Annotated in this window: 20 protein-coding genes; all 20 read right to left on the minus strand. The window is 60.0% G+C overall.

Features of this window, described 5'->3' with window-relative positions; genetic code table 11:
• Positions 1-290 precede the first annotated feature (290 nt).
• Positions 291-449 carry a hypothetical protein gene (locus ACLBWT_RS02275; RefSeq protein WP_447661462.1) on the minus strand — a complete coding sequence of 53 codons (159 nt, stop codon included), beginning with the start codon at positions 447-449 and terminating at the stop codon, positions 291-293.
• 168 nt (positions 450-617) lie between these two features.
• Complete coding sequence (gene recO / locus ACLBWT_RS02280) at positions 618-1481, minus strand: DNA repair protein RecO (RefSeq protein WP_447661463.1); 864 nt, start codon at positions 1479-1481, stop codon at positions 618-620.
• A 98-nt stretch (positions 1482-1579) separates the two neighbouring features.
• Positions 1580-1747 (minus strand): YqzL family protein, encoded by a 168-nt coding sequence (locus tag ACLBWT_RS02285; RefSeq protein ID WP_083436658.1) that lies wholly within the window; start codon positions 1745-1747, stop codon positions 1580-1582.
• A gap of 108 nt (positions 1748-1855) precedes the next feature.
• Positions 1856-2797: a GTPase Era gene (gene era / locus ACLBWT_RS02290; protein WP_048749906.1), complete on the minus strand. Its 942-nt coding sequence runs from the start codon at positions 2795-2797 to the stop codon at positions 1856-1858.
• 1 nt (position 2798) lies between these two features.
• The gene (gene cdd / locus ACLBWT_RS02295; RefSeq protein ID WP_048749905.1) at positions 2799-3242 is read right to left on the minus strand and encodes a cytidine deaminase; all 444 of its coding nucleotides are present in this window, start codon (positions 3240-3242) and stop codon (positions 2799-2801) included.
• A gap of 45 nt (positions 3243-3287) precedes the next feature.
• The gene (locus ACLBWT_RS02300) at positions 3288-3653 is read right to left on the minus strand and encodes a diacylglycerol kinase (RefSeq protein ID WP_021877524.1); all 366 of its coding nucleotides are present in this window, start codon (positions 3651-3653) and stop codon (positions 3288-3290) included.
• Between the two features lie 6 nt (positions 3654-3659).
• Positions 3660-4160: an rRNA maturation RNase YbeY gene (gene ybeY / locus ACLBWT_RS02305; RefSeq protein ID WP_021877525.1), complete on the minus strand. Its 501-nt coding sequence runs from the start codon at positions 4158-4160 to the stop codon at positions 3660-3662.
• The gene (locus ACLBWT_RS02310) at positions 4157-6406 is read right to left on the minus strand and encodes an HD family phosphohydrolase (protein ID WP_049867682.1); all 2250 of its coding nucleotides are present in this window, start codon (positions 6404-6406) and stop codon (positions 4157-4159) included. The genes ybeY and ACLBWT_RS02310 overlap by 4 nt, the downstream gene beginning before the upstream one ends.
• Before the next feature lie 17 nt (positions 6407-6423).
• Complete coding sequence (locus ACLBWT_RS02315) at positions 6424-7395, minus strand: PhoH family protein (protein ID WP_021877527.1); 972 nt, start codon at positions 7393-7395, stop codon at positions 6424-6426.
• Between the two features lie 7 nt (positions 7396-7402).
• On the minus strand, positions 7403-8596 hold the full coding sequence (gene yqfD, locus ACLBWT_RS02320) for a sporulation protein YqfD (RefSeq protein ID WP_048744634.1): 1194 nt from the start codon (positions 8594-8596) through the stop codon (positions 7403-7405).
• Positions 8593-8886 (minus strand): sporulation protein YqfC, encoded by a 294-nt coding sequence (gene yqfC, locus ACLBWT_RS02325; protein ID WP_048744633.1) that lies wholly within the window; start codon positions 8884-8886, stop codon positions 8593-8595. The genes yqfD and yqfC overlap by 4 nt, the downstream gene beginning before the upstream one ends.
• A 344-nt stretch (positions 8887-9230) precedes the next feature.
• Positions 9231-9857 (minus strand): hypothetical protein, encoded by a 627-nt coding sequence (locus ACLBWT_RS02330; RefSeq protein ID WP_048744632.1) that lies wholly within the window; start codon positions 9855-9857, stop codon positions 9231-9233.
• A gap of 42 nt (positions 9858-9899) precedes the next feature.
• Positions 9900-10895, minus strand: coding sequence for a flotillin-like protein FloA (floA, locus tag ACLBWT_RS02335; RefSeq protein ID WP_048744630.1), 996 nt, complete (start codon positions 10893-10895; stop codon positions 9900-9902).
• A 13-nt stretch (positions 10896-10908) separates the two neighbouring features.
• A complete protein-coding gene (locus ACLBWT_RS02340; protein ID WP_157060191.1) occupies positions 10909-11649 on the minus strand; it encodes an NfeD family protein in 741 nt (246 codons plus the stop codon).
• Positions 11650-11949: 300 nt separating this feature from the next.
• Positions 11950-12393, minus strand: a complete 444-nt coding sequence (locus tag ACLBWT_RS02345) for a GatB/YqeY domain-containing protein (protein WP_021881737.1) — start codon at positions 12391-12393, stop codon at positions 11950-11952.
• Between the two features lie 15 nt (positions 12394-12408).
• A complete protein-coding gene (gene rpsU / locus ACLBWT_RS02350) occupies positions 12409-12582 on the minus strand; it encodes a 30S ribosomal protein S21 (protein ID WP_005547957.1) in 174 nt (57 codons plus the stop codon).
• A gap of 85 nt (positions 12583-12667) precedes the next feature.
• On the minus strand, positions 12668-13024 hold the full coding sequence (locus ACLBWT_RS02355) for a histidine triad nucleotide-binding protein (RefSeq protein WP_049867688.1): 357 nt from the start codon (positions 13022-13024) through the stop codon (positions 12668-12670).
• 231 nt (positions 13025-13255) lie between these two features.
• On the minus strand, positions 13256-13726 hold the full coding sequence (locus tag ACLBWT_RS02360; RefSeq protein ID WP_447661465.1) for a hypothetical protein: 471 nt from the start codon (positions 13724-13726) through the stop codon (positions 13256-13258).
• A 193-nt stretch (positions 13727-13919) separates the two neighbouring features.
• Positions 13920-14510 carry a hypothetical protein gene (locus tag ACLBWT_RS02365; protein WP_447661466.1) on the minus strand — a complete coding sequence of 197 codons (591 nt, stop codon included), beginning with the start codon at positions 14508-14510 and terminating at the stop codon, positions 13920-13922.
• 5 nt (positions 14511-14515) lie between these two features.
• Positions 14516-18664 carry a helicase-exonuclease AddAB subunit AddA gene (addA, locus tag ACLBWT_RS02370; protein ID WP_447661467.1) on the minus strand — a complete coding sequence of 1383 codons (4149 nt, stop codon included), beginning with the start codon at positions 18662-18664 and terminating at the stop codon, positions 14516-14518.
• Between the last annotated feature and the right edge of the window lies 1 nt (position 18665).

Raw genomic sequence — 18665 nt, forward strand, 5'->3', positions numbered from 1 at the left:
GACGCACAGACGTAGGGACGAGAGTCTGCTCCCGCGGTTCCACCCTACTTGGCTTCTTCCGGCTGACCGCCGTTCGAAAGCCCTCTTTCCTGAACAACACGCACTCCGGAGCGCCTGTCATCTGCATCGTCCGGCCGGGCTTGCACTGCCCCCGGCTCGCTGATCGGATCTGCCGCAGACTACCTTCTCCATCATAGTCCGTTATACATATTGACTCATTGTATTATTCAGGAACGGGTTTGTCAACTCCCGGGCTCAGCCTCATGAAGGAATCCATGTTCCCGACAAGTTCAGGACTGCTTTTCTGCCGGAGCAGGCTTGCTGCTGCCTTCCGCTTGAGGATCTATGTTCTGCCCCTGCTCGATTTTTCGTGTCTGCTCCTTAGAATTGTTCTCCGGGTTTTGCTTGTCCCGCTCATCGGGATTTCCTGCATTGATTTTATCTGCCATGCCGGCCACTCTCCTTTGAACGTCGTTGGTCCCGTATCCGGCCATCCACGGCCTCGGGTAAAGATGCTTACCCTATCGGGAAAAGGTTCAAGCAGCATGGATGGAGGGCAGGAGAGAGCAAATCGCCGTTTTGCGGCAAGCCGCGCGGGAACGATCCTCGATCCGCGATCAGGCGTCCTCCGGGTCCGCCGCTTCCTCGCGGCCGGACGGCGCTGCCTCCGAGAGACTATCCTCGGCAGACTCGGCCGCCGGCAGCCGCCGGCGCGGAACGGCCTGCGCCGCCGGATCCGGAGCGAACCGCTCCAGCGAATCCAGGAAGGAGCGCGATTTCAGCCGAAGATCGAGATGAGTGTCCATCAGAACGCGCAGCGCCGTCTTCAGCTGCTTGCTCGTCTCGGGACGAACCTGGATATTGCCCAGCCTGCGCATGTCGAGAGCCGACAATACCCGGAGCAGCCGCAGCGTCCCTTCCTCGAGCGGAATCGCGCGCGGGTCCCTGCCGTGGCAGCGGCGGCAAAGGATTCCGCCTCCTTCCGCGCTCAGCCGGAAAGGACCCTGATCCGATCCGCAATTAATGCACTCGAACAGCTGCGGGCCGTATCCGGCGGCTTCGAGAATCTTCATTTCAAACAGATGAATGACGACCGCAGGATCCTTTCCTTCCCGAAGCCCTTCGTAACAGGCCTTGAGCTGATGGAACAGATAGGCTCCCGCCTCTTCGTCCTGGAAGGCTCTGTCGCACAGCTCGGCCGCATAGGCGGCATAAGCCGACAAATCCAGATCCTCGCGAAGCCGATGGTTCGATTCCATGATCTCTCCGGCATTCAACGTTCCCAATCCTGCATTGCGAAAAAAAACGAATTCCCCATATGTAAACGGCTGCACGAGCGACGTATGCCGGCTTCTGACCTTTTTCGCTCCCCTCGCCATGACTCCGACCTTGCCGACCGTATCCGTCAGCAGCGTCACGATTTTGTTGCCTTCCCCGTAATCCGTGCTGCGGATCACAATCCCTTCGACTCGGTACAGCATGGACACCATCCCCTTTCGCCCATCGGAGGGAATCCTCGGACTCTCCGCATGCAAAAGGTCCGGAGCGCTCGCTCCGGACCTGCTCATGCTGCCGGAAGTCAGAAGATGGCAGCCTGCTCCGCCTCTCCCGTTTCTTCGGCAGCTTCCGCCGCGGCGGCCATTCCGGCTGTGCCGGATGCCTCGCGAAGCTGATCCACTTCCTTGTAAAGCAGAAATGACTCTACATCACCGGTCCGCGCAAAATAGGTCCACGAAAAATCCCGCATGAAGCAACACCCTTTCGCCTCTCGAAGTGGAAAACGCCCCCGCAGGCGTCGTCCTCTTTAGAATGCGATAAAGGAGCGTCGGCTATGCTGACAATTCCATGCAGGAATTCATTCGCTGCGATAGCCGAGGTCCTTGAGCACGCGGTCCTGGTTGCGCCAGTCCTTCTTGACCTTGACCCACAGCTCCAGGAATACCTTGGAGCCCAGCAGCGCTTCGATATCCCGGCGCGCGCGCTTGCCGACTTCCTTGAGCATCGCGCCTTGCTTGCCGATAATGATGCCTTTCTGCGAATCCCGCTCGACGAAGATGACGGCTCCGATCTGAACGACGCCGTTTTCCTGGACTTTCATGTCCTCGATCGTGACGGCGATGGAATGCGGCACTTCTTCGCGCGTCATCTGGAGAATCTTCTCGCGCACCATTTCGGCGCAGACGAACTGTTCCGGGTGGTCGGTGACCTGATCGGCGGGATAATATTGCGGTCCCTCCGGCAAGTAGCGCTCCAGCTGCTCCAGAAGCCGGTCGACGTTGCTGCCTTGAAGCGCGGAGATCGGAACGATCTCGGCAAAATCGTACAGGTCCTTGTACTGGACGATCGTCTCGAGCAGCTTCTCCGGCTCGACCTTGTCGATTTTGTTCAAGATCAGAAATACCGGCGTTTTGACCGATTTCAGCCGTTCGATGATGAAACGGTCGCCGCCGCCGATTCCTTCGGAGACGTCGATCAGGAACAGGACCGCCTCGACCTCGGACAGCGCTCCTTCGGCTGCCTTGATCATATAGTCGCCCAGCTTGGATTGAGGCTTATGGATGCCTGGAGTGTCCAGGAATACGATCTGCGAGCCTTCGCGAGTCAGCACGCCATGGATCTTGTTGCGCGTCGTCTGAGGCTTGTCGGACATGATCGCGATTTTTTGTCCGATCATATGGTTCATGAGAGTCGATTTGCCGACATTCGGACGGCCTACGATCGCGACGAATCCCGAGCGGAATCCTTTATTTCCCTTGCCGGTGCTATCGGGACCTTTGCCTGCTGCTCCACCTGCCATCTTAGTTGTCCTCCTTCTTGTTCCGGCTCTCTTCCAGAGAGAAAGCGCCGGGCAGAAGCTCGGCAACCGTCATGACGCTTCTGGAGCCGGACAGATTGGTCATGATGACCGGCATGTCCGGAGCGCACAGCTCCGACAGCACTTGGCGGCATACGCCGCATGGCGAGATCGGCCCCGGCGTATCGCCGATGACAAGAATCGCCTTGAAGCTTTTCGGCGCGCAGCCGTCGGCGACGGCGCGGAACAACGCGGTGCGCTCCGCGCAGTTGCCGGGGCTGTAGGCGCCATTTTCAATGTTGCAGCCAAGATGAATATGGCCATGCTCATCGAGCAACGCGGCTCCGACCTGAAAATGGGAATAAGGTACGTATGCCCTGCTCATCGCTTCGCGCGCCGATTCATACAGCTGCTCACTCAGTTGCTCAATTACCGGATCTGCCTTCATCTAGCTTCCTAATCTCCTTATGGGGGAATATAACCCCGGTTCTTCTTATGTCACGAGCAGCCGCCACAGCGGCGGCCCCATGATGATGATGCCGACCGCCGCTGCCGCTGCCGCGCAGACCAGCACCGCGCCGGATGCCGTATCCTTCGCCAGCTTGGCCAGCGGATGAAGCTCGCCGCCGCAAGCCAGGTCGACCGCCCTCTCGATGGCGGTATTGATCAGCTCCGCTGCCAGCACGAGGGCGGATACCAGCAGCAGCAGCGCCCACTCCGTCCGCTTGAGTCCAAGGCAGGAAGCCAAGGCCATCGCCAGCACGAACATGAAGAGATGCGCTCTCATGTGACGTTCGGTGCGAACCGCATGGCCGATGCCCGATCCCGCGAGCCCCAGGCTGGCAAGAAAGCGTCTCATGTCCTTCTACGTCCGGGGGAGGCCGGCCTTCTGCAGGACGGCTTCCTGCTTGGCCGTCATGACCGCCTCCGCTTCCTCGTCCTGATGGTCGTATCCGATCAGGTGAAGAAAGCCATGCACGAACAGAAAGCCGATCTCCCTCTCCAGGGAATGTCCGTATTCCTCCGCCTGGCTCCGAGCCGTCTCGACGGATATCACGATATCGCCAAGCGAGTCCGGGTAAGGCAGCGGCTCGCTCTCGTCCTCGACCTCGAATACGATTTCCGGCTCGTCCTCCCCATCCTCCTGCATGGCGAAGCTGAGAACGTCCGTCGGACGGTCGATGCCGCGGTATTCCTTGTTGAGCTCATGAATGCGGGCGTTGTCCACGAACGTGACGACAACCTCGCCCTCCGTCATTCCCTCGGCTTCTCCTGCAAGCTGCAGCAGCTGCTCCAGCCTCTGTCCCCACTCCGCGGGGATATCGAACGCTTCCTGCTCGCTGCTCCATTCCAATTTCAGACTCATGCCAGCTTCTCCTTTGGTTTCACGTCTTCCGGGTATTCTATCCGCGAGTGGAAGATGCCGATGACAGCTTCCTTGAGCGTCTGGGCGATCCGGTCCAGCTCCTTGAGCGTCAGGTCGCATTCATTGAATTGATTGTCGTCCAGCCGGCTCTTGATGATTTTGTGGATCATCGACTCGATGTTCTCCATCGTCGGGTTGCGCAGGCTCCGTACGGCGGCTTCCACGCAGTCGGCGATGCCGACGATCGCGGCCTCCTTGGACTGCGCCTTCGGCCCCGGATACCGGAAATCATCCTCCGTGAAGGCGATTTCCTTTCCTTCCGCCTCCGCTTCCTTGACCGCCTTGAAATAAAAGAACTTCAGCGACGTCGTGCCGTGATGCTGCTCCGCGATATCGCGGATCGGCTTCGGCATGTTATGAGCCTTCAGCATTTCCACTCCGTCTCTGGCATGCGCCGTAATGATCGACTTGCTCAGCTTTGGATCGATGGAATCATGCGGATTGTCGATGTTCGTCTGATTTTCGATGAAGTAGTTGGGCCGCTTGGTCTTGCCGATGTCGTGATAGAACGACCCTACCCGGCATAACAGCCCGTCTGCCCCGATCGCCTCCGCCGCCGCCTCCGACAGGTTGCCGACCATTACGCTGTGATGGTACGTACCCGGAGTCTCCGTCAGCAGCTTGCGGAGCAGAGGATGGTTCGGATTCGAGAGCTCCACGAGCTTCAGCGCGGACAGGATGCCGAACGTAAGCTCGAAGAACGGCATCAGCCCGATGACGAGCACGGCGGTGACGAGTCCGCTGCCGAAGGCAAAGCCGAGCGAGTACAGGATGTCCTTGCGCTCCGGCAGATCGCCCAGCAGGAGGATCGCCAGTACCGACACCGTCCCGAACAGGCTCGCCATGATGCCCGCCTTCAGAATCGTCGAGCGCTGGCTCGCGCGGTGAACGCTGAAGATCGCGCTGAACGAGACGACGCTGATGACGAAGCCGTACCGGAAGTCGAACAGCGTGTTCTGGTCGGCGTTGAAGATGACGCTGCCCATGATGGCGAACAGGAATGAGCTGACGATCGCCAGCTGCTTGTCGAGCAGCAGCGTGATGAGCATCGTGCCGACGGCTGCCGGAGCGATGTAGGCCGCGTAAGGCATTGAAGCCGACTGCGTAAGCCCCGCTGCCTGCATCAAGGCCAGATTGAGCAGATTGATCAGCCACAGCATGAATAGATGCATGTTGTTGTAGCGGGGCTTCACGCCGCTGATGCTTCCGGACTGCTGCAAGTAGACCATGATCATGAGCACGAACAGGACGCTCGCCAGCAAAAGCCCAAGCTGCGGCCAGTAGGTGCGCTGCCCGCCGAGCATGCCCGCTCCCGCCAGCATGTCGTATTTCTCCTTGCCGACGACCTCGCCTTTCTTGACGATGATGCCGCCTTCCTTGATCATGACGGGGGTCGTGTTCTCTCTCGCGAGATTCCTGGCTTCCTCGGTCGCCGCGTTGTCCGGGAACTTGTTCGGCATGAGCGACATGCGGGCGAGCTCCTGCACGATCTCGCGGGTCGTGCGCTGCGTGAGCGAGCTGGCGTTCACGAGCTCGGCCACCTTGGCGCGCGCCGTCTCGGCTTCCCGGATCGGATCGGCCGACAGCTTGCGGACGACGGTCACTCCGACCTGCCTCATCTCCGCGATCTGGGCCGAGGTCAGGCTCGGAAGCTTGTAGAACACTTCGGCAGGGACGGCGTAGGCTTGCGCCTTGGCGGCTTTGGCCATCTCCTCCAGCAGCGTATCGCTGATTCCCGGCTTGCCTTGGTTCAGGCGGCTGAACTCGTCCAAGTATTCGCTGTAGTAGCTCGGAATTTCGCTCCGGTAGATGTCGATCTTGTTGCTTTCGGTGACGCCCTCATCCTGATTCAGCAGCTCGATCCGGTTGAACACCCGGTTGAGAATGGAATCCGGCTTGAGCGGCAGAGAGCTGGAGATCGGCTCCACCGACTCGGCGGCCTGCTCCTGCGCCCGCTTCGTGGCGATCTTGTCCTCCACGGTTTTGGAAGCGACGATGTCGCGGTCGCTCGCTTGATCCAGGGTGATGTTGTACGTCTCCGGAACAAGATGCGGGGACAAGTTGAAGTAGAACAGCAGCACGAACAAAATGCAGAGCCCCGTTCGAATTACTGGGCTCTGCTTCCATTTATAGATCCATGAAGGCTGCTCAGCCGGATTCCGGCTGTCTTCCCTTTTCCGGTCCATGCCGCCAACAGTCCTCTCTATGCTTGGATTTCAGCATCCTCATTGTAGGCCATGATGATTTTCTGCACAAGGGAATGCCGGACGACATCCTGCTCCACGAATTGGATGAAGCCGATCTCCGGAATGTCCGTAAGGATGCGCTGCGCTTCCTTGAGACCGGATTTCTTGCCTCTCGGAAGGTCGATCTGGGTGACGTCGCCCGTTACGATCATCTTGGATCCGAAGCCAAGCCTCGTCAGAAACATTTTCATCTGCTCGGGAGTCGTATTCTGGGCCTCGTCCAGAATGATGTAGGAGTCGTCCAAAGTCCGTCCGCGCATGTACGCGAGCGGCGCGATCTCGATGATTCCCCGCTCGAACGCCTTGGCGGTCGCCTCCGGCCCCATGACGTCATGCAGCGCGTCGTAGAGCGGGCGCAAGTACGGGTCCACCTTCTCCTGCAGGTCGCCGGGAAGGAAGCCGAGATTCTCGCCCGCCTCGACGGCAGGACGGGTAAGCAGAATTCTTTTGACCGCGCCTTCCTTCAGCGCAGCGACAGCCATGACGACAGCCAGGTAGGTTTTGCCCGTGCCGGCCGGTCCGATGCCGAACACGACGTCCCTGGCCTTGATCATCTTGACGTAATGGCGCTGGCCCAAAGTCTTGACCCGAATCGGCTTGCCGCGGAAAGTCGTCGTCAGCTCCGTCTTGAACAAGTCAAGCAGCTGGTCGGCTTCAAGCGTGCGGGACAATTCGAAAGCGTACATGATATCTCTCTCGCTCGGGGTGTAGCCCCCTCGGAAGAGCTGAAGCAGGACGGAATAGAGCTGCTCCAGGGAATCGACCTCTTCGGCCGGCCCGCTGATGACGACTTCGGCATCGCGGGACCGGATCTGCGAGGACGTCAGAGCTTCAATCATTCTCAAATAGTGATCGCGGGGACCGAACAAAGCAAGCCCTTCCGCAGCGTTGTCTAACACGATCTTGGCGGTTTTCGTCTCAGTTGGCAAGCGTTCCTCATTCTCCTTGCATCTGAACTAGTGGCATTTCCTTCACGATCGATTGGTCCACTTCCAACAGAACTTTCATATAAACTTTACCATTGTCCGTCTTCTCATGCAAAATTTTTTGCTCCTTCACGACAGCATCCGCCCCCGCCTTCGACATCAGATCCGCTTTTGCTCTCTCTATGCCCGCCTGCACGGCCTCCTCCCGGGTAAGCGTCTTCTCTTCCACCCGGGTTTCCATGACCGTCTCCTTGAGCCGTCCTGCCGGCAGCCTCAGTCCCCGCCAGCCCAGATTCTCCTGCTTCTCCTGCGTCTGCGACTGGGCAAAGGGGTTGGCTCCGAACCCGCTCACCTGCAGCGCCCTGCCGAACAGGACAACCGACCATTTTGTCTTGCTCTCCCCGGTATAGACATGGGTCTGGATGCTTAGCGGAGAAACGATCGCATATTCATGCCAGACGAGGCCGCGCACCTCTCCATCGGCAACGACGGTAGCCGTATTGGGCGGTTCTCCGATCGTACCGGAAATCAAGGTCTGGCCCTTCTTCACCTTGGTATTGACTCGGACGACCGGCCTTCCCTTATCGGCGATGATGCGGGTCACGACCGCATCCGAGGATGCGATGATATGGCGCGGGCTGTTCAGCTTGGCGGCATCGGGACGCTTGGACTCCACCACCTGGAAAATGATTCTTGTCCCTTTTTTCTCCACGCCGATCCATGCCGCATCCGGCAAGCGCGCCGACAGCTTGGCCGCCAGCAGGCTGGGCTCGGGAAGCTTCCAGGACCATTGGAACGGATACACCCCTTCCGCCTTCGCCGCGGCAAGCAGATCCTCTTGCTTGATCCGCTCCGTCCCCCGCACCTCGATCGTCCATACCAGAGAAGAGAGCAGGAACATCGTCGCGAAAAAGAGGACGATGCCGGCCGCAAAAAACTTGCGCTTCGCCGCTTTGCGAAGCCAGAACGGCAGCCCCCGCCGCCGCGTCACATGAATCCGGCAGCCCGTCCGCTTCAAATACGGCTTCAGCCGGAAGAAGTCCGGCACCTGCACGGCAAACTCCATTTCCTCCGGGCTTGTCCGCCGGATCGACCACAGCGCCAGCCCGTCCTTCAAGCAGTCGTTGACGAGCTCTTCCTGGGCGCCACCGCGCAGCCGCACCGTGACGATTCCCCGCAGCCGCGGCAACCATCCCTCATTCATCGTTTTCCCTCCCCGTCCTTCAGGTTTACGGAAGTGATTCTGCCCTCGATGAACACCTCTTCCGTCCAGATCGTACGGATGATGAGGTCCATCCCGTTGACTTCGAGCTCTCCCTTGCTGAGCTTGAGCCTAAGCTGCTCCGACGAGAAATGAATCACGCCGCGGTGGTTTTCAATATAAAGCTGACGGTCCCCGATCATGATCATCCGGGGAAGATCATAGGCCACATCCTGGGGCAGATCGAGGATATCGGCCGTCCATTTGCGCATTCTTCGGCTCAGCTTGCCCATTGAGGTGTCCATTCTCCCTCCGTACAGCTTTTCTCTGCAAGGACATCGGCTTCGCCGCCGGCAATAAGGGCGGAAGGCCGCTGCTTTGCGAAGAGTAGAACAGAATGCCTGCATCCATCCGCTGTCTTTTCTTCTTAAAAAGTATGCAGGGAGCGGCCCGATTATGAACGGACGAGAGCGGCTTGGAGACATGTTGCCGGATCAGTTCGAAGGCCGGGGCGGCGCATCTCGCGAGCTTTGCTCCGCAACGGTGCGATGACGTTCATCCCTTGTCCATGGCAAAAAGGCCGCAGCATGGATGTTCTCCATGCTGCGGCCTTAGGCAGGACATCAAGCTGAACGGCTTAGCGGCGGTAAGGCTTGCGGGAGCGCGGCGGTCCGATGATTTCGGCCCACAGCACCGCCTGTCTTATCTCTTCCCCTGTCAGGCCGGAAGCGCGCGCGGCCTCAGCTTCGTGAGGCGAAGCCTGCTGCTGGCGCAGCGGCTGACGCCTGGAGCCGTCCATGCTCCGGTCGTCGAGCTCGCCTCTGCGTACGGAAGGCAATGCTTCGGGAAAAGCGGGAGCATCTGTCCAGGGCTCCGCCCATTCGGACGATCTCCCTTCGCCGCCGCTCAGGCCTTCCTCGGAAGGCTCCATGGAGCCCGTACGGCGATCTGCGGCACGTCCGAGCGGGCCGGCGGACGATGGACGAGCGGAAACTGAAGGCGGACGGGCCGGCCCCGGAACGGGGGGTTCCGGACGCTGTGCCGGGACCTCGGTGCGCTGCAGGGGACCCGATGTGCGCTGCGGCATGCCGCCCCCTCCGAAATCAGGCATTCCCGACGGCCGCCGCTGCGGTCCGGGACCAGGCCCGGCGCCTGGCTTCGCCATTTTGCTGAAAATCGACCAGATGACGCCGCCGACAATAAAGACGAGATAAATGTGCTCTACGATAAAGCGGATCAAAGCTTCGATTGGATTGTTGTCCACGGGCAGGTACCCACCTCCTCTGGAAGAAAAGCAGGCATGGGATCAGCGGTCCTGCTTGCCGTCGTCCGCTCCGCCTTCCGGTTTTGCGATGCTGCCTCTCATTTGGGTATCCGCTTCGATATTTTTGAGGTTCATGTAATCCATCACGCCGATTTTGCCTGACTTGAGGGCATCGGCCATGGCGAGCGGAACCTGCGATTCGGATTCCACGACGCGGGCTCTCATCTCGACGACCTTCGCCCTCATTTCCTGCTCCTGGGCAACCGCCATCGCGCGTCGTTCCTCCGCCTTCGCCTGGGCGATGCGCTTGTCGGCTTCCGCTTGCTCGGTCTGCAGGTTCGCCCCGATGTTCTTGCCTACGTCGACGTCCGCGATATCGATCGACAGAATTTCGAAAGCCGTTCCGGCGTCAAGGCCTTTGCCGAGCACGGTGCGGGAAATTAGATCCGGATTCTCCAGAACGTCCTTATGGGAATTCGAGGAGCCTACGGTCGTAACGATGCCCTCGCCGACACGGGCGATGATCGTCTCTTCGCCGGCGCCGCCGACGAGGCGCTCGATGTTGGCGCGCACCGTTACGCGGGCTTTGACTTTCACTTCGATGCCGTCCTTGGCGACAGCAGCGACGGTAGGCGTTTCAATGACTTTCGGGTTGACGCTCATCTGCACGGCGAGCAGCACATCGCGGCCGGCCAGATCGATGGCGGCGGCGCGGGCGAATTCGAGCTCGATATTGGCGCGCTGCGCGGCAATGAGGGCATTGACGACACGGTCGACGTTGCCCCCGGCCAAGTAATGGCTCTCGAGCTGATTGATCGACAGGCCGAGACCGGCCTTCGTCGCCTTGATCATCGGATTGACGATCCGGCTTGGCGTTACGCGGCGCAAGCGCATCGCGAACAGCGTGAGGATCGAGATCCGCACGCCCGAAGCGAGCGCCGAGATCCACAGCATGACGGGAAAGAAACTCAGAAACAATGCGATGACGACGATAACCAAAATTGCGGCAATTACATACCCTACGGAACTATAGTCCATTCCATCGACTCCTTTATTGGTCGTTATTCGTTGATTCCTTGACGATGACGCGGGTGCCTTCGACGCGCGATACCCGAACCGAGGCGTGCTGGGCGATGAACTCGCCGGAAGTCACGACGTCGATTCTTTCCCCGCCAATCTCTACGATTCCTGCAGGACGAAGCGGAGTAATGGTAATGCCGCGCTGTCCCAGCAGCTGCTCCTTGGAGGCGGCGGGCAGAAACCCTTCCTCGGATGTAAGTCTGTCCCGCAGAACAAACCGGTTCCATATGCCCCGGTCCCTGAAACGCCGCGCTACAGCGGTTACAACAATGACCGCGAGGGCAAGCGCGGTAAGCATGCAGACGACCGCGGTGAAGCTGTCCTCGAAGCTCATCAGAACCGCTCGGAACAAAGCCAATGCTCCCAGTATGCCCAAAATGCCGAAGCTCGGCACGAACAGCTCGAGCGCCAGCAGCAAAACGCCTAGAATAAAGAAGAAGACGTCATAACCGTCGCTGTATCCCGCCTGATGGGCACCAAGGAAAAAGAGTCCGAATGCCGCGATGCCGATCAGGCCCGGAGCAGCGAAGCCCGACAGCAGCAGCGCCAGCATCGTCCCGGCAAATCCGATGAAGAGCAGGATCGCCGCCACCGCTGGACTCGACAGCCAGCTGCCTGCCGGCTCCGCCTGGGCACCAAGGAGCATGCCGGATTCCGACGCAAACCCTTGGGACGGCAGCAAGAGCAGCCCTGCCGCAGTTAGAGCCATCATTTTCTTGAACCCGGAGAAATGAGAATGGCCGGACTCCTTTGCCTTTTCGTATCGAAATCTTGATTCGATCGCCTGCCCTGCTTTTTTTCCTATTCCCACTGAAACACCCCCTTGTTTCAATTGGTAACCTTTTATTCGTATACCTTTTACATACGTTGGCCGAATGCGGTTGGTTTCGCTTAAATTCGGCGCAAATACCGCTATAAGTAGCTGTATGGCGTGTATGAGTCCCGCATGACAAGCATTTCCCCGTTGAAACCAAAAAACACTCCCCGGAGGGGAGTGTCTGAGTGGTCCGAGTTAGGGCAGAAATTGCAGTACCGTTTGGTTTACTAGCTTACCGTCAGCGCGTCCCTTGACCTTAGGCATAAGGGCGCTCATGACTTTACCCATCTCGGCCTTGGAAGAAGCACCGGTTTCCTGGATGGTCTGCTCTACTATTGCTTTGATTTCTTCTTCGGTCAGCTGCGTGGGAAGGTAAACACTAATAATATCAATTTCTGCTGCGACATCTTTTGCAAGATCTTCGCGGCCCGCTTTTTGAAATTCTTGGAGGGAATCTTTACGCTGTTTGATCTCACGACTCACAATGTCAAGAACCTCTTCGTCTTCAAGCGGACGCTTGAGGTCGATCTCCAGGTTCTTCACTGCGGCGCGCACCATTCGAATCGTAGTGAGTCTGAACTTGTCCTGATTCTTCATGGCTTGCTTCATATCGTCGTTCAATCGTTCGCTCAGGTTCATATCGGAAGGATCCTCCTAAAACTTTCTCTTACGCGCAGCCTCGGATTTTTTCTTGCGCTTAACGCTCGGCTTCTCGTAATGCTTGCGCTTCTTGACCTCTGCAAGGACACCGTCCTTAGCAATGGAACGCTTGAAGCGGCGGAGTGCAGCATCGATGGTCTCATTTTTGCGAACTTTCGTTTCAGACACTTGTTATCCCTCCCTCCGAAACAGACGGTCCAGAGCATGAACACGGCTTATCAATCTTCATTATAATTCAAAGAGAAAGCCGGTGTCAACTCGAGTGTCCTTCCACCAAAGCGCCTAATTTGCGGCCGCCAAGCAGATGGAAATGCAGATGGTAAGCCGTCTGCCCTCCGTCGGCGTTGCAGTTGTTGATCAGACGGTAGCCCGACTCGTCGATGCCCTCTTCCTTTGCAAGCGACGCGGCCGTCTGGACCAATTCGGCGATGAGCCCTCCGTCCTCGGGGAGCACGTCGTTCATCGTCGGTATATGGCGTTTGGGGATGACCAGAATATGTACGGGCGCCGCAGGCATGATATCGCGGAAAGCAAGAACATTGGCGCTTTCATAGACTTTGGTGGAGGGAATGGTTCCTTCAACGATCTTGCAAAATATACAATCGCTCACAGCTCCCGACAGCTCCTTCGTCTCCAGACCTTGATCCCCCTATTGTAGCGCAAAAGAGGCTTGCCGTCTAATGAAGTTGAGAAGCTTTTTCGGGAACGGCATGCGGCCTTTCTCCTCCGCAATCCATGCCGGCCCCATCGGGCCTCCCAAGGCTCGTCCTTCCATGCCGGAGAAGAAGCGCGAAGCCGGCTTGGGGCGGCTTCGCGGCCGTTGCGAACGGAATGCCGGAGACTACAGGAAGGGCAGCAGCGTAATGCCGGCAAGGGCAGCCAGCGGGAATACGGCGCGCGCGAAGCGGCGGCGCGGGTAGTATGGATATGGATACAGCGGCGGATAAGGTCCGAAGCCCGGCCCGAAGCCCGGTCCGAATGCGCGCGGATGGACTTCGCCCATGTCGCATGGGATGGCAAGGCAGACATACTCGTCGTCATAATGCTCGATGAAGCCGTCGCAGCACCAGCCGTCTTTCGTGTGGGCAAGAACGTACCGGTATTTGTGGTTGTCGCAGAAATGCTTCATCTCCGGCTTTTCCATGACCAGCACGTTGATCGTCGTATTCATGACCGGCGGAGCCGCCGGCATCGGCGCTGGAATCGACGGCTCCGGCATGACGGGCATCGTAGACGGCTTTGCGGCCGGCGCCGTAGAAGTTTTATGATGCGCGGCAGGCAGCGTCGTCGCAACAGGATTGACAGGTTCCAAAGAAGACCAACTCCTCATAGGTTCTGCTTTATCCTATGCAGCCCACGGGCAGATGGTTATTTGTCCCGATAAATGAAGAGAATCGCCGGAAAAAAACGGCGGCCGCCGACATGCCGCGCGCCTGGCGCGAGGGGCATAAAGCAGAAAAAGCAGCCTACGGGCCGCCCTTTCGCGAAGAAGCCGAGCTTAGTCATCAGCTTTTCAAGTATGCTTCCATGACCATCAGCATTTGCAGGCAGATGTCAGGCCAGCCTTTCTCGGCTTGAATCGTCAGCGCGCGTTCCTTGCTGTCGATCGAAAAGTCGACGCCCCCGAGCAGCTGAGCCAGCTCCTTGGCCGTCTGCGCAAGACGAGCTATATCCTCCTTGGTACCGGAGACGGCAACCTTTCCGGCCTTATCCACGAACGCAATGGCCGACTGCTTGTAATCCGCCGGCCACTTGGCAGCATCCGCGCTGAATTCCTTGCCTTTGTCCATCAATGTCAGGAACGAACCGGACTGGCCCAGGAAAAAGGCTCCCGCATCATAGATGGCCTGGTCTTTGTCCGCCCCGCTTTTTTCTTCCAACGCAGGCAGCAGAGCCGCGAGATTCGACAAAGCCCGGCTCGTCCCGCCCATGCTTTGCAGGATCGTCTTTCCTTGGTCCACGCGTTCCTGCTGCTTGTCTTGAAGATGCAGGGAGAACAAGAACACGTTGCCGATGAGGCTGGCCGTGAGCAGCACGAGCAGCACGGCGAGCGCATAGGAGCGCTTGGCCGTTTCCGGTGGTGATGATGCTTCCAACAAGATCATTCCTTTTCGTCAGGAGTCAGCTGAACGGCCTCGCGGCTGTTCAGGAAATAAATGTGAAGCTCATCGACAGGCCTGCCGAGCGCCGCTTCGATCGCGGAGGCGTACAGCTCCAGCTGGAACCGGTGCTTCTCGGCCGCTTCCGATGCGCCGCCGACTAGACGGTCCGTTTTGTAATCGACGAGGATGAGCCTCTCCCCTTCCTCGAACAGGCAATCGACGACGCCTTGGATCAGCACGGGCTCGTCGGCTTCCGAGGCGCCCGTGCCGGGATAGACCCGCGCTGCGGGAAGCGTGCTGCTGAACGGCACTTCGCGCCGGACTTTGGAGGAGCGGAGCAGCCTCTGGCCGAGGCTTCCCTCGAAGAAAGCGACGACCGAAGCTGTATCGGCGGCAGACGCCTGCTCCTCGGTCAGGATCCGCTTCCGGACAAGCCCGGCTACCGTATCCTCTGCCGCTGCTTGATCGATGCTGCCGGCCAGCGGCAAATGCTGCATGACCGTATGAAGCACAGTTCCCTTCTCGGCTGCCGTCAGTTTTTTGCGTTCCATGAACTGAGGCCTGCGGAGACGGAAGGAGGAACCTTCTGTCCGCTGCTGCGCGCTGCGGCTGCCGTCATTGAAGCCGGGCGCCTCCGGCACAGCCGGAAGTCCGCCGCCATTCTTATCGACGAAAGGACCTTCTTCGTAAGAAGCGGAGTCTTCCGTCCGGTATGCTTCTCCCCGCATGCGCTTCATTTCCGTAACGGAGGTTTTGGCCGCTATGCGCGATGCCTCTCCGTAAGGGTATTCCCACGAAAGCCGCCGCTCCACTTCGGCTTCCCAGCCGCCGGCCCCGATCGGAATCATGCCGAGGACCGCCTGCAGCTCGTCCGGGTCCGGTCCGACTGGACCGGCATCGGCGGCTGCGGCCGCCTCGGAGCCGAGGGTGTAATAAGGCACGACTCCGGCTTCCCATTCCTCGAAACCGCTCCGGCCTGGACGCGGCTTGCCGGCAGGAGCGGCAGCTTCGGCGGCTGCATCCGAACCAGCGGCCGCTTGGTCTGCAACCGCTGATTCCACAGCCGACTCCAAGCCGCCGGCCTGCGGCCCGACAACCGTCGATCCGCAGGCTGCTCCCCCAGAAGATGGCGGGGATTCGCCGTCCGAGCGGACTCGAAGTTCCCGCTCTGTTCCCTCCGGCTCCGTTTGTTCCGCCTCGGGAGTTCGTTCCGCCTCGGAAGGCTGCATGGCGGCGATATCCATCATGCCTGCTCCGGCCAAAGGTCCGAGCCAGTCCAGAAAACGGCGCGCGGAGGCGATCCGATAATCCGACAGCCGGCCGGACTCGTCCAGCGCCGACGCCCAGCGTTCGGTTGTCCTCGCAGCGTCGTCCGTCGTGCCGACGAGGATCATCTTCTCCTTCGGACGGGTGAGCGCCACGTAAAGGACCCGCAGCTCCTCCGCCTGCATCTCCATTCTCATCCGGCGGCGGATCGCCAGGCATGGAAGAGTCGGATAGGAGAGCCTCAGGTCCGGATCGATGAACTTGGGACCGAAGCCTAGCTCCTTATGCATGAGGAACGGCGCGCTCATATCCTGCTGGTTGAATTTCTTGCCCAATCCAGCGACGAATACGACCGGAAACTCCAGCCCCTTGCTTTTATGGATGGACATGATCCGCACCACGTCCTCGCCCTCTCCGAGAGCGCCGGCCGTGCCGAGATCCCCGCCGTTCTCCCGCATCCGGTCCATGAAGCGGAGGAAGCGGAACAGCCCGCGAGCTGTGCCGGCCTCGAACTGGCGCGCCCGGTCATGCAGCGACCTCAAATTCGCTTGACGCTGCATGCCCCCGGCAAGGCCGCCCGCCCAATCATAATAACCGGTCTCGCCGTAGATGCGCCAGATGAGGTCGGCCAGGCTGCCCTGGCGGGCAGCGTCCCGCCATTCGTCCAGCTTGCCGAGGAAGAGCGACAGCTTGCGCCGCAGCCCCTCTTCCGTGAGCAGGTCGTCGGCCGCCTTGACAACCGCCTCGTAGAAATAGCCTTTTCCGCCGCCAATTCGGATTCCGGCAAGCTCCTCGGCGTTCAAGCCGAACATCGGGGAACGGAGAAGGCCAGCGAGCGGAATATCCTGATAAGGATTGTCCACGACCCGCAGCGCCGAGAGCATGACCTCCACCTCGACGGCGTCGAAATATCCGCTGCCAAGCTCGGCGTAAGCCGGAATTCCGGCAGCCTGCAGCTCCTCCATCAGGATCGGAGCCCAGGATCTCGTCGCCCTCAGCAAGATGACGATGTCCCTCCAGGCAAGTCCCCGCTTGCCCTTGCGGTCATGAACGGCGAAGCCTTCTTCCCGCAGCAGCCGGATGCGTCCGGCGATATAGCGGGCTTCCAGCTGGGCGGTCTGCAGATCGGCGGCTTCTTCCCGCTGCTCCGCTTCCGGCGATCCTTCCGCCTGCTCGGCCGGGGCTTCGCGGACGCTGCGCCCGCCGGTGCCTTCCCGGTCGATCAGAGCGAATTCGATCCGGTTGGCGCGCGGAGGATCCGGGTCGGGATACGAAGCCCCAAGCACCAGCTCGGCGGCTTCATCGTATTCCATCTCCGCCACGGATTCCCTCATCAGAGCTTTGAAAACCGCATTCACCCCGTCCACGACCTGCAGCCGGCTGCGGAAATTCCGGGCCAGATCGATCCGGCGTCCGGAAGCTCCCGCATCGATGCCTGCTGCTTCGCCGACTGCTTCCCTTCGCTGCGCAGACTGGAACAGACGGTATTTCTCCAGGAACAGATCCGGCTCGGCCAGGCGGAACCGGTAAATGCTCTGCTTGACGTCCCCGACCATGAAGCGGGTGCCGCCTTCTCCGGCGACTCCGGTCAGCAGCTCGACGATGGATTCCTGGACCCGGTTCGTATCCTGATATTCGTCCAGCAGCACCTCGCGGAATTGCTTGCGGTAATCGAGCGCTGCGGCGGAAGGCAGATTGCTGCCCGGCCTGGAATCGTCCGCCCGCAGAATCTGCAGGCAGTAATGCTCAAGATCCCCGAAGTCGAGAAGCCCCTTCTTCCGCTTGGCCAGCTGATAGCGCCCGTCGAACTCGATGACGAGCTCCGCCAGGGCGCGCATGAGCGGCGCCAGCTGCTCCAGCTCCGCCGCATACTGCTTGGCCGAGCGGCTGAACAGCTCCTTGCCGAGCTCGTCCACGAGCGAGCGCGCTTCGTCCCGAAGATCCTTGACGCGCTCTTGAAGGCTCTTGTCGGCATCGCCGCCTCGCACGGACTTCAGCCTTCCGAAGCCCCCCGCCAGCTGCCAGGCGTCCCGCCACTCGTCCCAAGGACGGGCGGCAACCGCTTCCGACAGACCGGCGACCAGACTCAGATCCTCCCGGAGCGTGTCGGCATAAACGGAAGGTCCGTCTGGCAAGAGCGCCATCCGGAGCGCTTCCTGAAGCGCGAGCCTGGCGCCGCCAAGCGCGAGCGCAATATCCGCCTCCAGCGCCGCGACCCAAGGGCTGCCCTGCAGCTCTTCCGGTCCGCCGGCTGCAAAAGCGGCCGCCATCGCACGAAGCCAATCATCCGGCCAAGGCTGCGAGCGCGAGAAATCGTAGAGCTGCTGGACAAGCCGGTACAAGGGCTCGTCGCCTTTCTCGCCGCCGTAGCGGTCCGCCAGGCGGAGGAAATCCCCGTCGCCGCCGGCGTCTCCGGAATAGCGCTCCTCGAACAGCTCGTCCAGCACTTCCAGCCGCAGCAGCTCGGCCTCGGTCTCGTTGGCGACCCGGAATCCGGGATCGAGGCCGATAAGAGGATAATAGCGGCGGATGACATCAAGGCAGAAGGAGTGCAGAGTCGTGATCGAAGCTCTGCCGAGCAGCGCCAGCTGCCGCCGCAGATGCTCCGAGGCCGGGTCGCGCTCAAGGGCAGCCTCCAGAGCCGTCCGGATCCGCTCCTTCATCTCCGCCGCTGCCGCCTTCGTGAAGGTGGCGACGAGCAGCCGGTCCACGTCGGTATCCTCCGATATGATGCGGATGATCCGCTCCACGAGCACGGCCGTCTTGCCGGAGCCGGCGGCGGCCGCGACGAGCACATCCTCGCCGCGCGCCGTAATGGCCCGCCACTGGTCATCGGTCCAGGTCGATCCTTCCGGTTTGGGAATCAAGCCTTCCATCGCCATC

Source organism: Paenibacillus sp. D51F (assembly GCF_053345695.1).

Bases quoted from the DNA above. Each gene is read 5' to 3' on its own strand.
- yqfD (WP_048744634.1), bottom strand. From the start codon at position 8,596: ATGAATGAGGGATGGTTGCCGCGGCTGCGGGGAATCGTCACGGTGCGG.
- cdd (WP_048749905.1), bottom strand. From the start codon at position 3,242: ATGAAGGCAGATCCGGTAATTGAGCAACTGAGTGAGCAGCTGTATGAA.
- yqfC (WP_048744633.1), bottom strand. From the start codon at position 8,886: ATGGGCAAGCTGAGCCGAAGAATGCGCAAATGGACGGCCGATATCCTC.
- ACLBWT_RS02340 (WP_157060191.1), bottom strand. From the start codon at position 11,649: ATGATGGCTCTAACTGCGGCAGGGCTGCTCTTGCTGCCGTCCCAAGGG.
- ACLBWT_RS02300 (WP_021877524.1), bottom strand. From the start codon at position 3,653: ATGAGACGCTTTCTTGCCAGCCTGGGGCTCGCGGGATCGGGCATCGGC.
- recO (WP_447661463.1), bottom strand. From the start codon at position 1,481: ATGCTGTACCGAGTCGAAGGGATTGTGATCCGCAGCACGGATTACGGG.
- floA (WP_048744630.1), bottom strand. From the start codon at position 10,895: ATGGACTATAGTTCCGTAGGGTATGTAATTGCCGCAATTTTGGTTATC.
- ACLBWT_RS02345 (WP_021881737.1), bottom strand. From the start codon at position 12,393: ATGAACCTGAGCGAACGATTGAACGACGATATGAAGCAAGCCATGAAG.
- era (WP_048749906.1), bottom strand. From the start codon at position 2,797: ATGGCAGGTGGAGCAGCAGGCAAAGGTCCCGATAGCACCGGCAAGGGA.
- ybeY (WP_021877525.1), bottom strand. From the start codon at position 4,160: ATGAGTCTGAAATTGGAATGGAGCAGCGAGCAGGAAGCGTTCGATATC.
- ACLBWT_RS02310 (WP_049867682.1), bottom strand. From the start codon at position 6,406: ATGGACCGGAAAAGGGAAGACAGCCGGAATCCGGCTGAGCAGCCTTCA.
- ACLBWT_RS02285 (WP_083436658.1), bottom strand. From the start codon at position 1,747: ATGCGGGATTTTTCGTGGACCTATTTTGCGCGGACCGGTGATGTAGAG.
- ACLBWT_RS02275 (WP_447661462.1), bottom strand. From the start codon at position 449: ATGGCAGATAAAATCAATGCAGGAAATCCCGATGAGCGGGACAAGCAA.
- addA (WP_447661467.1), bottom strand. From the start codon at position 18,664: ATGGCGATGGAAGGCTTGATTCCCAAACCGGAAGGATCGACCTGGACC.